Genomic DNA, 15,137 nt, shown 5'->3' with positions numbered 1-15,137 from the left:
CCCGAGCTCGGACGCTTGCCTTCCGGCGCGGAAAGCGCGCGCTGTTCCCGGGAGATCCGCGCGCGCGGCGAGCTCCGCGCGCGGGGCTCGACCGCGGCCCGCTCACGCTGTCACGCGGCCCGCGCAGAAGCGCCTACACAGCGGCGGCGACGTGGACGCGGGGGCGTCCGCCGCTTGTGCGAACAGGTTGGATCGGCTCACGGCTTACGGTAAGCTGACCCGGCAATGCGGCTGTTCGTCCGAAGCTCGCCGTGTCTCAGCGTGACTGCTAGGCCACGGCGGACGGCGCCTTGCGCTCCACTACGACCGCTGGGAATCGAGATCGAAAGATGAGCTTTCGTCGTTCCGCACTCCTACTCATACTCGTTTCACTCCTCACATTCTCCGGTCGGCCTGCCTGGGCGGACGATCTGGCCGATGAGGCCGATCTACACTTCAGGATCGCCACGGAGCGTTACGCCAAAGCCGATTACCGGAGCGCCCTGGAGCACTTCCTGGTGTCGAACCGGCTCGTGCCGAACCGCAACGTCATCTTCAACATCGCACGAACGTACGAGGCGCTCGGGGAGTACCCGGACGCGTTCCGCTACTACGTTCAGGCGCTCGAGCAGGAGCCCAACGCGGCGCGCCGGCCCGCCATCGAGGAGGCGCTCGCGCGCATACGGCCGAACGTCGCCGTCATCAAGGTGACGACGGACCCGCCGGGAGCGACGGTGTACATCAACCGCCGTGATCTCGGCGGCCGCGGCAACACGCCCCGCCTCCTCGGCTTCCCGCCGAACACAAAGCACAAGATCATCGTCGATCTCGAGGGGTACGAGCCGGCGGAGGTCGAGAACGTCGAGGCGAAGCTCGGCGAGCAGACGAACGTCGAGGTCAAGCTGAAGCGCATCATCGGGACGGTGCGCGTGGTGGGCGAGACGGCGGGCACGACGGTGCGCGTCAACGACGCGAGCGGCCCGCCGGCGTGCACCGCGCCGTGCGACCTCACGCTGCCCCCGGGCCGGCACCGCCTGTACCTCTCGCAGGAGGGGTATCAGCCGTCGGAGCAGGACGTGAACGTCGCGGCCGCGAGCACGGTGACCGCGCGCTACCGCCTGAACCCGCTCACGGGCAGCCTGGTGGTCAACGCGGACGAGCGCGACGCGCTCGTCGAGGTCGACGGCAAGCCGATGGGCTTCACGCCGGCGGTCCTCAACGTGCAGAGCGGCCAGCGCCGGGTGCGCGTCTCGCTCCGCGGCTTCCGCCCGGTGGAGCAGGTCGCGACCGTCGTGGCGAGCCAGCAGACCCGGATCGACATCTCGCTCCGGCAGCTCGAGGAGGTCGAGGCCGCGTCTCGTTCGACGGAGGCCGTCGAGGACGCCCCCGGCTCGGTCACCATCATCCCCGGGCAGGAGCTGCGCGCGATGGGCTATCCGACCGTCGCCGAGGCGCTCCGGGGCGTGCGCGGCGTCTACACGACGTACGACGGCGTGTACACCTTCGCGGGCATCCGCGGGATCAACCTGCCGGGCGACTTCGGCAACCGCATGCTGACGCTGCTCAACGGTCACTCGATGAACGACAGCTGGGTCAACCTGTCGTACTTCGACTACCTCGCCCGGACGGACCTGGAGGACGTGGAGCGGATCGAGATCGTGAGGGGCCCCGGCTCGGTGCTCTACGGTACGGGCGCGTTCTCCGGCGTCGTCAACATCGTGACCAAGGGCCGCCCGACGGCGAGCAGCGTGGGCTTCGGCGTGGGCACGGCCGACAACTCGCTGATCCGCGGGCGCGCGTCGTTCCAGCTGCCGCTCGGGCGCGACTCGGGCGTCTGGGCGTCCGTCGGCGCTGCGCGGAGCCTCGGGCGGGATTACTTCTTCGATGGTTACCAGGATCACTTCACCTCCAGTTATCCGCGGCCCAAGGGACCGGATCCGGACAACCCGCCGGCGGACGACCCGCTCCGTTACAAGTTCGACGGTCACTCCCGGAACAACGACAAGTTCACCGTGGGGACCTTCCAGGGGCGGCTCTGGCTGAAATCGTTCTCGGCGCAGTGGTACCTGAACTCCCGCGACAAGACGGTCCCCAACGGCGTCGCGACGACGCAGCTCGGCGTCGACAAGACGTACTACAAGGACACCCGTGGGTTCCTCGAGCTCTCGCTCTCGCCGCGCTTCGGGGACAAGCTCGCGACGTTGACCCGCGCGAGCATCAACATGTACCAGTTCAGAGACAGGCTCTGGTACTATCCTCCGTTTATCGCGGACGGCCTGTACCAGGTCTATGACAAGGAGGCCTTCGATGATGTCTGGTTGCTCGCCGAGCAGCGGGTCGAGTTCAGCCCGATCCCGCAGCTGAAGATCACCGCGGGTGCCGAGGCGCAGCTGCACTTCCTGGCCGCGCAGCAGGGCGTCGACACGGCCATCGACGGCACCGGTCAGTATGACTTCGTCTACCTCCCGCTGGGCGCCGGCGACGATACGAACGCTCTCGACAAGCACCCTTACCGGATCTTCGCTGCGTATGCGCTCGTCGACATCACGCCGTCGGAGCGGCTCCGCATCTCGGCGGGCTCACGCTTCGACTACTACTCGACGTTGGAGGATGCGACGCCGGTCCCGAGCCCCAGGATCGCGCTCATCGTCAAGCCGTACGAGCAGGGCAACCTGAAGATCACCGGCGGCCGCGCGTTCCGCGCGCCCTCCATCCAGGAGTTGTTCTACGGGTATGCTCTTCCTCCGGCCCCGGGGGAAACAGAGCCGCACGTGACCTACAGGCCCTCGCCGGATCTCCGACCCGAGAACGTCTGGTCGGGCGAGGTCGAGTTCACCCACCGGCTCTCCTCCACGGTCTCGGTGCTCGGCGCGGGGTACGTGAACCACCTGAGCAACCTGATCTTCCAAGAGGGGAGCAACGTTGAAGGCGACCCGACCGACTACAACAACACCGATGTTCCGATCTTGGTCGTCGGTGGCGAGGCCGAGCTGCGCCGCGAGTGGCGCCAGGGGTGGATGGCGTCGCTCTCGTACTCCTATGCGAAGGCGCGATACCTGGAGGACAGCGGCGTCAACGAGCGGCGCGAAGTCCCGAACTCGCCGGAGCACATGGCGTCGGCCCGCGGCGCGGCCCCGCTCTTCGGCAAGGCGGTCGTCCTGGCGTCGCGCTTGACGGTCGAGGCGCCACGGTTCGACCGCAACATCAGCACGGCCAGCTCGGCTCCCCCCCAGACCAAGACGGAGCCGGCCATGATCTGGGACATCGTCGTCTCCGGGCAGCTGGACGTCGGCAACCTCCGGTACAACGTCGGCGTCTACAACGTCGCCGACTGGCGCTGGACGGCGCCCACGGCCGCGCAGTACACCATCGCGAAGTTCCCGCAGAGCGGCCGTACGTTCCTCGCCTCGCTCAACATGAGCCTCTGAGCAGCGCCGGCGCTGGCGGCCGCCAGCGTCGCAGGGCGCCCCTCCCCGTTCGGCGAGGGGCGCTGTCCTTTTGTCCCCCCCGAGCTCGTCAGCGGCCTCGCCGCCACGTAGCACCCACCGTCAGGCGGCGCGCTCCGTCCGGCGGCCCCCGCCGTCAGGCGGCGCGCTCCGTCCGGCGGCCCCCGCCGTCAGGCGGCGCGCTCCGTCACGCGGCGCGCTCCGTCACGCGGCCTCACGCTCGTCGACGCGTTCCAGCGCAGAAGCGCCTCTCTTCATGGACAAACGAAGGCCCCCGGGGCGGGGGGTCGTCGCGCGGGGTGGAGGATGGGCTGATGTTTGAGCCCGAGTGGCGTCCTGTCTCCGTCGTGCTCCGCACGACGGGGACAGGACGCCCCAGGCGAGTTCAGCCCATCCCCCGCCCCGCGCGACGACCCCCCGCTCCGGGGGCCGGGCAGCTCGGGAGGACCTGGAAGCCTACGAGACCCGCAGAAGCCCCGTCACTTGTTGTACGGCCGCTGCGCCGGCTTGGGGCTGAACATCGTACACAGGATGGTGTCGTAGAACTTCCCCTGGAAGAAGTAGTTCTCCCGGAGGTACCCTTCGCGCTGGAAGCCGACCCGCTCCGCGACCCTGAGCGATGGCCCGTGCTCGGGGTCGATGCCCGCCTCAATGGTGTGCAGGTCGAGCTGCTCGAACCCGAACCGCACGACCGCGCGCAGCGCCTCCGTCATGTACCCCTTGCCGCTGGCCGTCTTCGCCTGCTCGTACGTGATCTCGGCGCGGTAGTGCGGCGTCAGGAAGCGGAAGAACCCGGCGGCGCCGATCAGGTGGTCCGACCCCCGGACGCTGATGCCCCATCGCAGCTGCGACCCCTCCTGGTGCGCGCGCTTGAGCATGACGATCATCTTCCTTGTGTCGGCGACCGTCTTGTGGACGGGAGCGCCCCACAGCCTCAACCACTCATCGTCGGAGCAGACGGCGAACAGGGCTTCTGCGTCGGACTCCGTGATCTCGCGCAGGATCAGGCGCTCTGTCTCGAGTCGAGGATGAACGGCGAACGGAAGGTCGAGAGGGCTACTCATCAGGGGCTTCTCCCAGGTATAACGCCCAGCCTATCATCGTTCCGCGGCGCGCCGCGCAGCAATCTGGCGTGTGCGCGATCGGATTGTGTCCGCCGCGCATGCTGACGCGCCGCGCATCGCGCGCCGCGCCTCACACGAGGTCGCGCTCCGCCTCACATGAGGAGTGTCCGGGGGAGAGCCAGCGCGCCGCCGGTCACGCAGGGTCAGACAGGCGACCTCACGGCAGGTGCGTGTCCGTCCACGTGGGCAGAGGTGCTTCCGTGAGCCCGCGGTCGCGCATCGCGCCACCATCGATGGTGACGGCACGACGGCGTTACTGTGACTTCACTTCCGTCCAGACCTCGTCAAACACCTTCGCCGCCTCGCCGAGGTCGCGGTGGTGCTCTAGGCGATCCGCCACCTCCTTCGTCGGATAGATGAGCGTGTTCGTTCGGTCGGCGTCCGGCAGCTTCCCCTGCGCGGCGGCGTTGGGCGTCGCGTACTTCGTGTACATCGACAGCTGCGCGCCGCCCTCCGGCGTGAGCACGTGATTGATGAACTTGTGGGCCAGCTCGGGGTGAGGCGCCTTCGCCGCGATCGTCATCACGTCGACCCAGATGACCGAGCCTTCCTTGGGGATCACGAACGCGAGGCGATCCTTGTCCTGCTCGATCTGCTTCTGCGCGTCGCCGTTCCAGACGACCGCCATGTCGACGGAGCCCGCCCTCACGTCCTCCATGGCGCCCACGCCGCCCTTGAAGCCGAGGCACTTCGGCTGCTTCTTCACTTCCTTGAGGACGCGCCCGGCCTCCCGGATCTCGTTCGCGTTCGTGGTGTTGCTCGAGTACCCCTTGTACTTGAGCACCGAGCCCAGCATGTCCCGCTGCTCGTCGAGCAGCACGAACGTGCCGGCCAGCTTCTGCGGATCGAGCAGCACCGACCAGGACGGGTCGAGGTTCGGCAGCTTCTTCTTGTTGTAGACGATGCCGACGGTGCCCCACTGGTACGGCACGCCGTGCTTGTTGCCGTCGTCGAACCCGGGCCCGGCGAACCGCGACTCGAGGTTCTTGAGGTTCGGGATCTGCGCGTGATCCAGCGGCCTGACCAGGCCGCGCCGCACCATCCTGGGCAGGATCTGGCTGGCCATGATCACGACGTCGTACTGGCTGTCCGCGCCCGCGTATGCCAGCTTGCTCTCCATCTCCTCGGTGGAGTCGTACCTGGTCAGCCGCACCTGGGCCTTGGTCTGAGCCTCGAACTCCTTGATGATCTTCTCGTCGATGTAGTCTGGGAAGATCAGCAAGTTCAGCTCGCCTACTTCGGCGGGCGCGGCTGGTTTGGCGCCGGCGGCCGGCTCCTGCCCCGGAGGCGGGGACTCCTTCTTGCCACAAGCCATAAGCGAAAGGACCCCCAGCAGCAGCGAAGCAAGCACCAGGGGTCTACGTCGGTATTGCATTAGTCCGTCCTTTCTCCTTCTTGTTCAAGGCATCTCGCGGTGACGCGGCATGACTGGACGTTCTTCGCTCTAGTTGAACAATGATTTGACAGGACCAGTCGAGTGGACGATTCGACGCGCGAGCAACGTGACCACGAAGTGGTGGAACGCGGCCGCCAGCTCGGGCGCCTCGTCGGTGAGCCGCCGCAGCGCCTCCTCCGAGAGCCTGTAGAGCGTGGCCTGGCGGCTCGCGGTCACCGTCGCGGAGCGCTTCTCGCCCATGTAGAGCCCAGACTCACCGACCACGGAGCCCGGCCCCATGGTGCGAAGCCGCTTGATCTTCTTCCCGTCGATCTCGAGCCACGCCGTCAGCTCACCGCTCTCGATAAGGTAGAGATCCTTGGAGACGTCCCCCTGCCGGAACAGGTCGAACCCCGCCGGGGCCTCGACGCGCTCCAGGTAGCCGAGGAAGCGCAGCATATCTTCCCTGCCGTTGAAGACGTCCTGGAGATCGTAGAAGAGCATGGGCGGCGGCAGCATGCTCGGAGGCGCCTCCTGGATGATCTCGTTCTCACACGCCTCCAGGCCGCGGTCCAGATCCGGGTAGATCCGGCACACGTCGTCGTTCTCGATCACGACCTCGCCGCGCTCGAGGTGGTTCCTGATGTCCGCCGGGACCTCGGTGAGGATGAGCCTCACGCCGTTCGCCTTCGCGAGCCGGCGGAGCCGGAGGAAGCTGGCGATGGCCGAGGAGTCGAGCCCGTTCACGTGCCGGAAGTCGAGGAGCAGATACCGAATCTCCGCGTCCGTGCTCTGGATGCGCTGCTGTGCGCTGGTAAGGAGGTTGTACGCCGTACCGAAGAACACATAGCCCTGGAGCTGGAGGATGTACAGCTGCTTGGCGCGCTCCATCAGCGTCATCTCCTCGCCGTCGCTGCGCGCCACGTTGCTGCGGAGGTGCACGCCGGAGATGGCGTTGCGGATGACCTCGATGCGGCTGTAGCTGAGCGCGAACAGGATGAGCGAGACGCCGAGCCCCACGGCGACGCCGAGGAGGAAGCCCCAGACGGCGACGACGAGGAGGATGACCACCACGACGAGGTACTCGGTCCGGCGCAGCCGGAAATAGCCCTCGTACAGCGTGTTGATCAGGAAGTGGAAGCCGAGGTACGCGATGAGCCCCCCGAGCACCGGGCGCGGGTAATAGCTGATCGCGTCGGCGCCGATGATCAGCACGAGCGCGCTGACCGACGCCGCGAAGAGGCCGGCGAGCCGGGTGTTCGCGCCGGTCTTGAAGTTCATCGACGACTCGGGCATCGACATGTACCCGACGACGCACCCGAACATGCTCCCGACGATGTTCGCGACCCCGGTGGCCCTGAGCTCCCGATCGAGATCGATCTCCTGCTCGGTGGCGAGCTCCACGCCCGACGCGCTCAGGAGCACGGTGATGGCCGCCATGACGGTCACCGCCACCATGTTGCCGCCGCTGTCGAACAGGACGGGCCAGTTCACCTTCTGGAGATCCGAGACCTGGACGGGCGGCCAGAGCCCCTCGCGCGGGAACGGCCCGAGGAGCCACCCCTCCGAGAACGCCTGCGCCACGCTCGAGTTGGCGAGGGTGAGGATGAGGTAGAAGACGCCGGTCGACCCGACGAGCAGGATCGGCAGCAGCAAGAGGTTCGTGTAGCGCCGGAGGAGCGCCACGAGGAGCAGGCCGAACAGGAGCCCGGTGAGGACCTTGTCGAGCGAGCTCGCGAACAGCTCCGGCAGCATCGGCAGCGTGGCCGGCTTGCCGGACATGACCGAGAGCGACCCCTGGACGAGCAGCCAGCCGGCGCCGGCGAGGAAGCCGCCGGCCACCGGGTAGGGGATGAAGCGGACCAGCACCCCGAGGCGGAGGATGCCGAGCAGCAGGAAGAAGCCGCCGGCGACGACCGACGTGAGCGCGATCGCGACGATCACCGTCGGGAACGCGTCGGCGTTCGGATCGACCTTGTGGACGCCCGCCGCGATGGCCGACGCCATCGAGGCGAAGATGACGGCGGCGTCCTCCTGCGGCGCGGCGATGACGGGGCGGAAGGAGCTGAGCAGGGCGACGATCACCCCGACGATCACGGAGCTGACAAGGAAGATCCCGATCCCCTTCGACAGCCGGTCCGCGAAGTCGTGCGTGAACACGAGCGCCGCCAGCGAGATGTCGAAGGTGACGACCAGCGTCCCCGAGACCGCGGCGGCCAGGGCCGCCTGGACCAGCTTGAGCCGCTTCGCCGACCCGCGCTGCTCCTCACGCACCGGCTCCGCAACGTCCCCTGCTTCCTGCTGTGTCATGCTCTTGAGAGACCTCTCGGACGATGTGGCGAAATCCGCGCCGCGCTAGGCCCGAGGGGGCGCTAGCGTCGACCCGCAGGCGAGCCGAGCATAGCGATTCTGCAGCCGGGCAGGTATGCGGCAGCGAGGGTCGCGACGACGATGTTGGCGGCGTGGCAGGCGGGGGGCGCCGCGGCCCCCCGCCCCGGCTCAAGAGGCGCCCAGCTCACGCTCGATCGCCGCGGCCTGCTCCTGCAGGGCCTCGGCCTCGCCGAGGTGACCGCTCAGCCGGTGCAGCTTCGCGAACTCCGCGAGGAGCCTCGCCTCCTCGCGCCGGTTGCCGATCTGCCGCTCGATGGCGATCGCGCGCGAATAGAGCGTGCGGGCGGCGTCGTACCGGCCCTGGACGGCGTAGGCCATCCCGAGGCTCGCGAGCGTGAGCCCCTCGGCCGGGAGGTTGCCCGCCTCACGCGCGGCGCGCAGCCCTTCCTCCCAGTACGTCCGCGCGTCGTCCGGCTGCTGCATCGCCCAGTGCGTGCGGCCGAGGCCGAGGAAGCCGAGCGACTCGGACGCGCGGTCGCCGAGCTTCTGCGCGTCGGTGAGCACGCGGATGTGCTCCTGCCGGGCCTCCTGGTACCGCCCCCTCGCCTCGAGGACGTCGCGGGCGAACTCGTAGCGCACGACGACGCTCTCGGGCGTCGGCTCCGGCGAGAGCTTGAAGTAGACGCGGTAGAGGCGCGTCGCCTCCTCGTGGGCGTAGCGCGCCGCCGCCTTGCGGGCGCCCGCGAGGAAGTAGCGGCGCGCGTGGTCGACCTTGCCCGCGCGGCGCCAGTGCCGGCCGAGCGCCACGAGCTGGTCCTCGAGGTCGTCGCCGTACAGGCTCTCGATCGCCTCGGCGGCGAGCCGGTGGAGCTCCTGCAGGCGCGCGCGCGACTGCATCTCGTAGGCCGCGTTGCGGAGGAGCGCGTTGCTGAACTGGAAGCGCCGCTCCGTCATCTGCGACCAGATGCACTGCGCCTCGCCGATGCGCACGTGCTCCTCGAGCACGGAGGCGTCGGGGAGCATCAGCGCGAGCACGCGCAGGTCGAACTCGCGCCCGAGGACCGCCGCGGCGACGATCGTCTGCTTCACCTTCGCGTCGAGCCGATCGAGCCGCGAGATGAGCAGGCTGTTCACGTTCTTCGGCGGCATGAACGTGTTCGAGATCGAGATGGAGCTCGAGCTCGAGCCGTAGCGCCCGTCCTCGAGCCAGTAGGCGAGGATCTCCTGCGCGAAGAACGGGTTGCCGCCCGCGGTCTCGCAGAGGAGCGTCGCGAGCATGTCCGGCATCGGGCCGCCGAAGAACGGGACCGCGAGCGCGAGCAGCTGCTCGCGCGGCAGCGGCTTCAGCTCGATCACCTTCTCGGAGATCCCCGGGTCGAGCGGGATGCGCACCGGCGTGCCGTCGTCCTTGCGCCGCGTCGTGCAGATGATCGCGATGGGCAGCCCCCGGCACGCGCGCGCGATCACGCGCACCGCCTCGAGCGAGTCCTCGTCGGCCCAGTGCGCGTCCTCGAGGTGCAGGATCACCGGCTGGAGCGACGCCTCGGCGAGGAAGACGAAGGAGAGCGCCGAGAGCGTGCTCGTGTACCGGAGCTTCGGGTGCAGGCGCTCGTACGGCGAGTCCTCCCAGCGGATGCCGATGAGCGCGGCGAACACCGAGCGCGCGCGGTCGAGCTCGCGCTTCAGCGCGCTCTGGCTCTCGGGCAGCCGCTCGAGGAGGTACTCGAACGCGTCGTCGAAGTTCGTGAGCTTCTCTTCCTTGCCGAGCGCGGAGGACTCCCAGAAGTACTCCTTCAGCGCGAACTCGAACGCGTTCAGCGAGCTCTGGAGCGTCTGGTCGCAGCGCGCGTCGATCCACAGGAAGGGCCGGTCGCTCTGGTGCTCCTCGCACCGGTGGCGGAAGCGCTGCACGAGGTAGCTCTTCCCGAGCCCCGGCTCACCGTCGATGTAGATGATCCCGGCCGGCTTGCCCTCGAAGATCGGCCCGACGTAGCGCGCGAGCTGCTCGATCTCCGCCTCGCGGCCGATGAGGCCGAGGTCGTAGAACTCCTTCTGGACCGAGATGCGGCGGCGCTCGAGCGAGTAGACGAGGATGGGCAGGTCGAAGCCCTTGAACCGGAAGATGTTCTCCGTCGTCCACTGGTAGCTCGTCTCGCCGGCGCGGAAGACCTGCTCGTCGGCCCAGATCGCCGACCAGGGGGCCTTCGCGACGAGGCGCGCGGCGAGGTTCGTCGCGCGGCCGATGCACGCGAACTCGTGCCGCTCGGTGCCGCCGTTGAAGCCGGCGTAGCGGACGTCGCGCGTGATGCCCGCGCGGAGGCGCATCTGCCGGAGGCCGCGCTTCTTCAGCTCGAGGGCGAAGTCGAGCGCGCGATCGTTGTCGTTCTCGTGGGTGATCGGCGCGCCGAAGTGGATCAGCGCGGCGATGCCGAGATCGCCCGCGTCGATGCCGGTGAAGGTGCCGCCGTAGAGCTCCGAGAGCTCGTGCAGGAGGCGCGTGAGCTCCGCGAAGCTCGGGATCTGCTCGAACGAGAGGAAGACGCTCGTGACGTTGCGGAACTCGCCCTCCGGCGGCATGTCCGCGACGCCCCTCGCCACGAACGCGGCGCCGTCGCCGCGCGGCGGGTTGCGCGGGACCTGCGGCAGCCGGGGCGCGGGCACGTCGCCGAGCTTGTAGACGCCCTCGCCGTGGTACTTCGCGCTCGCGGGCGGGATGCGATCGCAGAGCGCGCGGTCGAGGAGGATGTCCCCCTTCTGCGCCTGCCGCTCGATCGCGACGCACGCGGCGAGCGCCTGCCCGTGGAAGTGGTAGTACGCGCGCTCCGGGGAGATGCGGACGATGCCCCACTCGACCGAGCCCCACGCGAGCCCCATCCGGAACGAGAACGGGAAGCTGCCGAAGGGCGTGTCGCGCTCGGGGTGCTCGGCGAAGAGGTCGCGCATCGAGAGCGCGGCGCCGAGCACGTACTCCGCGACCTTGCGGTCGGGCGTGTCCTGGAACAGCGCCGTGAACGCGTCGCCCGCGAAGTTCGTGATGAAGCCTCCGGCGTGGTGGACCGCGGCGATGAGCGGGTCGAAGTAGTACCGGAGCGTGCCCGCGAGCGTCTCCGCGCCCGCGCGCCCGTGCTGCATCAGCTTCTCCGTGAGCTCGGTGAAGCCGGGGATGTCGATCATCAACACCGCCCCCGTGAAGCTGCCCTCGGTGTTGCCGAGAGCGTCTTGCTGGATGATGAAGTCGGGGACGAGCGGGTTCATTTCCTTGCTCCTCAGCAACGGATCCCGCTTGGAATCGGCCTGGGAAGCGCGTCTGCGGGACGCAGAGCCTGGAGTCTACTGCCGGCGGGAACAGATGAATACCGGGATCTTCGATCGATGGCGACGACGACGGTGCCCGCCGATGCGATGCCGGCCTGGCGCCGCGCGGGCGGGCGAGCGTGCGCCCGTTCCGCAGAGCGCAGCACACCGGCGCCTCGCGGGCGGCGGCCCGCCGCGGAGAGCCTGGAATACTGCGCCTCCACGTCGGCTGGGACATCCGCCCAGAGCGGTCGCGCGGCGAGGACAGACGGGGAGGCGACGAGGAGGCGTGCGGGGCGCTTTCGGGTCATCGCTCGATTTGAATGTCCAGCGGCCGGGGAGACGGAGCAGCAGGGGGCGGCGCGTCGGGCGCCGGCGTGGGCCGCGCGGCGGGCCGCCCGGAGTAGGACCGCGGCGCCGGGGCGGCGGGGGGCGGCGGCGTGGGCGCGGCCGGCGAGCTCGTCGGCGCGGCCGCGTGCTTCGTGAGCGTGGCGACCAGGCGAACCGACTGATCCGAGGGGCCCTGGACGATCGAGTACGGCTCGTACCCCTCCTGCCGGACGGTCAGCCGGCGGGGGTTGGCGCGCACCGAGCTGTTCGAGATCGAGAGCTGGAGCGGCGTGGTCCCGAGGGGCTTGCCGTCTTCGAGGACCTCGGCGCCGGAGGGCATGGACTCGACCATCAGCACGAACGTCCCGACGTCGGCGGGCGGCGGGGCCGGGGCGACCTGCGGCTTCTCCGGCTGGGCCGGGGCCGGCGGCGGCTCGCTCGGGCGCATCTGCGACATCGCGACCCCGATGCCCGCGACCGCGAGGACCCCGACCGCCACGAGCACGATGCCCTTGCGGCCCTGCGGCGCCGCGTCGGCCGGGCGCGAGGCGGCGCCGAGCGACGCGTCATCCACCGGCGAGGCCGCGCCGCCGGACGACGACGGCGGCGACGGGCTCGCGGGGATCGCCGTCATCACGCGCACGGGCGGCATCGGCGTCGGCATCCTGCCGGTCCCGGTGGAGTCCATGGTGACGAGGCCCGTCGAGCCGAACGCCGGGGACAGGCCCATCGCCTGCGCGCACTCGCCGAGGCCGCGGATGAAGGCCTCCATGTTGGCCGGGCGGCCCTCCGGATCCTTCGACAGGCAGCGCAGCACGAACGCCTCGAGCGGCTCGGGCACGTCGGCCTCGGGGTTGCGCTCGCGCATCCGCGGGACGGGCTGCTGGAGGTGGGCGATCAGGATCTGGACCGAGTTCTGCGCCTCGAACGGGACCTTCCCGCAGAGCATCTGATACACGATCACGCCGAGCGAGTAGACGTCCGTCCGGAGATCGACCTTGCCGTGCGAGATCTGCTCGGGCGACATGAAGCGCGGCGAGCCGAGGAACGAGCCCTGCTGCGTGAGCTCCTCCGAGTCGTCCGCGAGCACCTTGACGAGGCCGAAGTCGAGGATCTTGACGAGCTCCCCGGTGTCCTCGCCGGGGACGAGCATGACGTTCGACGGCTTCAGGTCGCGGTGCACCACCCCGTGCTTGTGCGCCTCGCGCAGCCCGCGCGCGATCTGCCGGGCGACGCCCATCGCGTCGGGCGCCGACAGGCGGCCGGCCTTGCGCAGCCGCCGGAAGAGCGTCTCGCCCTCGAGGAACTCCATGGCCATGAAGTACCGCTCGGGCTCCATGTTCTCGACTCGGCCGTAGTCGAAGACCGTGACGATGTTCGGGTGCTGGAGCCGGGCGAGGATGCTCGCCTCGAGGAAGAAGCGCTTATGAAAGTTGGGGTCGATTTGATTCGATGAGTTCGTCGGCGTCAGGACCTTGATCGCGACCTGGCGCTCGAGGGCGATCTGCTCTCCGCGATAGATGACGCCCATGCCGCCCGTCGCGAGCAGGGAGTGGATCTTGAACTTCTGATTCAAGACCTTTCCCAGCAGCGGGTCGGACTCTCCGCTGGCCGAGGCACCGTCCGAAAGCTTCTCCGCCGTGCTCATGGCCTCTGTCTCTTTCCCCTTCCCATCCCGCTGGCCCCCACTGCTGGCACTCGGGGAAAGCGTACCCCGTGCCCGTCCCGCGCCGCCCTACGTTCGGCTGACGTTCGACCTATGCGCCACTTCCGTTCTGGTTGACGTGCTGGTGTCCGTTCTGGCGCAAATTCTGGGACCTACCTTCGCTGCGGTACCGCCCGCGCTCGTCGGCTTGGCTTCCGGACCGGCTGCGGCACGTTTGAGCTCAGCCTACCGTAAGCTGCGAGCCGATCCAACCCAGCTGCTGAAGATGACATTCGTTGGCTACCCGACCACACGCTGTGGGCGGGCGCCCCCGGCCGGGACGCCGGGTCCCGGAACGAGCTTGCTGCATGGGCGGATGTACCCGTACTCTGACCGGGTCCCCGATGCCGCCGCAGCACTTCATCCGATGCCAGGCGTGCGGGTTGCCGCACCCGTCGGACACCGAGAGGTGCCCGGTGCACGGCACGGCGGTCACGCCGAGCGTCGCCCCGCCCTCCTCGACGCGGGTGCCGCCGACGAGCCGGGGCGAGTCGCTGTGGCCGGTGGACGGCCCGCTGCCGCCCGACATCGATCCAGATCAGCCCCGGCCGACGAAGGAGGCCCCGCTCGTCGGCCGGCTGCTGCACGATCGCTACCGCATCCTCGGCGTCATCGCCAAGGGCGGGATGGGGATGGTCTACGACGCGATCCACATCGGCCTGCGGCGCCGGGTCGCGATCAAGACGCTCCGCGCCCAGTACGCGCAGAGCAAGACGGCGATCGCCCGCTTCCACAACGAGGCGGCCGTCGCCGGCCGCTTCGGCCACCCGAACATCGTCGAGGTGTACGATCTCGGCGTCCTCGAGGACGGCACGCCCTACCTCGTGATGGAGCGGCTCGAAGGCGAGACCATCACCGAGCGGCTCGGGCGCGAGCGCCCGATGCCCATCCCCGTCGTGCTGGACGTGGCGGTCCAGGTCCTGAGCGCGCTCGTCGTCACGCACAACGAGGGCATCCTCCACCGCGATCTCAAGCCGGACAACATCTGCCTCGTCGGCGGCGATCGCGGCCCGCTCACCGTGAAGGTGCTCGACTTCGGCGTCGCCGAGGCGTTCAGCACCGGGCCCGCGGCGTCGTTCCTCGTCTCGACGGGCGCCGCGGGGAGCCACTCGGTGGCCGGCACGCCCGCTTTCATGGCGCCGGAGCAGGCCCAGGGCGTCCGCGACCTCGACGCGCGCGCGGACCTCTACTCGGTGGGCATGCTGCTCTACGTGATGCTCACCGGGCAGCTGCCGTTCAAGGCGCCGACGCCGGCGGCGCTGCTCGCCGAGATCCAGCGCGTCAAGCCGATCCGCCCGCGCATGCTGCGGCCGGAGGTGCCGCACTCGCTCGACGTCGCGACGATGCGCGCGCTCGCGCTCGACCGCGACGAGCGCTTCCCGAGCGCGGCCTCGATGATGGACGCGCTCGAGCAGGTGCAGATCGAGGCGGCGATCGGCGGCGGCGCGCCGACCGAGCCGGCGGGCGAGCCGGTCGATCCGGACTCGGAGAAGGTGGAGTACTTCTACCGGAAGAGCGTGCTCCCGCCGCCCATGGAAGACTGAGCGGCACAC

Annotated in this window: 7 protein-coding genes; 2 read left to right on the top strand and 5 right to left on the bottom strand. The window is 69.3% G+C overall.

The features are described 5' to 3' along the window. The first annotated feature begins 497 nt into the window (after positions 1-497). A complete protein-coding gene (locus WMF20_RS50025) occupies positions 498-3,407 on the top strand; it encodes a TonB-dependent receptor domain-containing protein (RefSeq protein WP_437609240.1) in 2,910 nt (969 codons plus the stop codon). A gap of 497 nt (positions 3,408-3,904) precedes the next feature. Here WMF20_RS50025 and WMF20_RS50020 read toward each other — a convergent pair whose 3' ends face one another. From WMF20_RS50020 to WMF20_RS50000, 5 genes are all read right to left on the bottom strand, one after another. Then, the gene (locus WMF20_RS50020; protein ID WP_437609238.1) at positions 3,905-4,489 is read right to left on the bottom strand and encodes a GNAT family N-acetyltransferase; all 585 of its coding nucleotides are present in this window, start codon (positions 4,487-4,489) and stop codon (positions 3,905-3,907) included. Between the two features lie 313 nt (positions 4,490-4,802). After that, positions 4,803-5,771, bottom strand: a complete 969-nt coding sequence (locus WMF20_RS50015; RefSeq protein WP_437609236.1) for a polyamine ABC transporter substrate-binding protein — start codon at positions 5,769-5,771, stop codon at positions 4,803-4,805. A gap of 222 nt (positions 5,772-5,993) precedes the next feature. Beyond that, positions 5,994-8,234, bottom strand: coding sequence for an SLC26A/SulP transporter family protein (locus WMF20_RS50010; RefSeq protein ID WP_437609234.1), 2,241 nt, complete (start codon positions 8,232-8,234; stop codon positions 5,994-5,996). 189 nt (positions 8,235-8,423) lie between these two features. After that, positions 8,424-11,510, bottom strand: a complete 3,087-nt coding sequence (locus WMF20_RS50005) for an AAA family ATPase (protein WP_020742163.1) — start codon at positions 11,508-11,510, stop codon at positions 8,424-8,426. 346 nt (positions 11,511-11,856) lie between these two features. Continuing rightward, positions 11,857-13,527, bottom strand: coding sequence for a serine/threonine-protein kinase (locus WMF20_RS50000; RefSeq protein ID WP_437609232.1), 1,671 nt, complete (start codon positions 13,525-13,527; stop codon positions 11,857-11,859). A 473-nt stretch (positions 13,528-14,000) separates the two neighbouring features. Between WMF20_RS50000 and WMF20_RS49995 the strand changes: the two genes are divergently transcribed. Next, positions 14,001-15,128, top strand: a complete 1,128-nt coding sequence (locus WMF20_RS49995) for a serine/threonine-protein kinase (RefSeq protein ID WP_437609230.1) — start codon at positions 14,001-14,003, stop codon at positions 15,126-15,128. The last annotated feature ends 9 nt before the right edge of the window (positions 15,129-15,137 follow it).

It is taken from the genome of Sorangium sp. So ce834 (assembly GCF_051521425.1).
Classification (GTDB): Bacteria; Myxococcota_A; Polyangia; order Polyangiales; family Polyangiaceae; genus Sorangium; species Sorangium cellulosum_D.
Note: the sequence above shows the minus strand (reverse complement) of the source record. Positions and strands in the feature narration are given on the sequence as shown.

What these genes read in the sequence shown, in the direction of transcription:
- WMF20_RS50000 (WP_437609232.1), bottom strand. Translation starts at nt 13,527, where the DNA reads ATGAGCACGGCGGAGAAGCTTTCGGACGGTGCCTCGGCCAGCGGAGAG.
- WMF20_RS50010 (WP_437609234.1), bottom strand. Translation starts at nt 8,234, where the DNA reads ATGACACAGCAGGAAGCAGGGGACGTTGCGGAGCCGGTGCGTGAGGAG.
- WMF20_RS50020 (WP_437609238.1), bottom strand. Translation starts at nt 4,489, where the DNA reads ATGAGTAGCCCTCTCGACCTTCCGTTCGCCGTTCATCCTCGACTCGAG.
- WMF20_RS50005 (WP_020742163.1), bottom strand. Translation starts at nt 11,510, where the DNA reads ATGAACCCGCTCGTCCCCGACTTCATCATCCAGCAAGACGCTCTCGGC.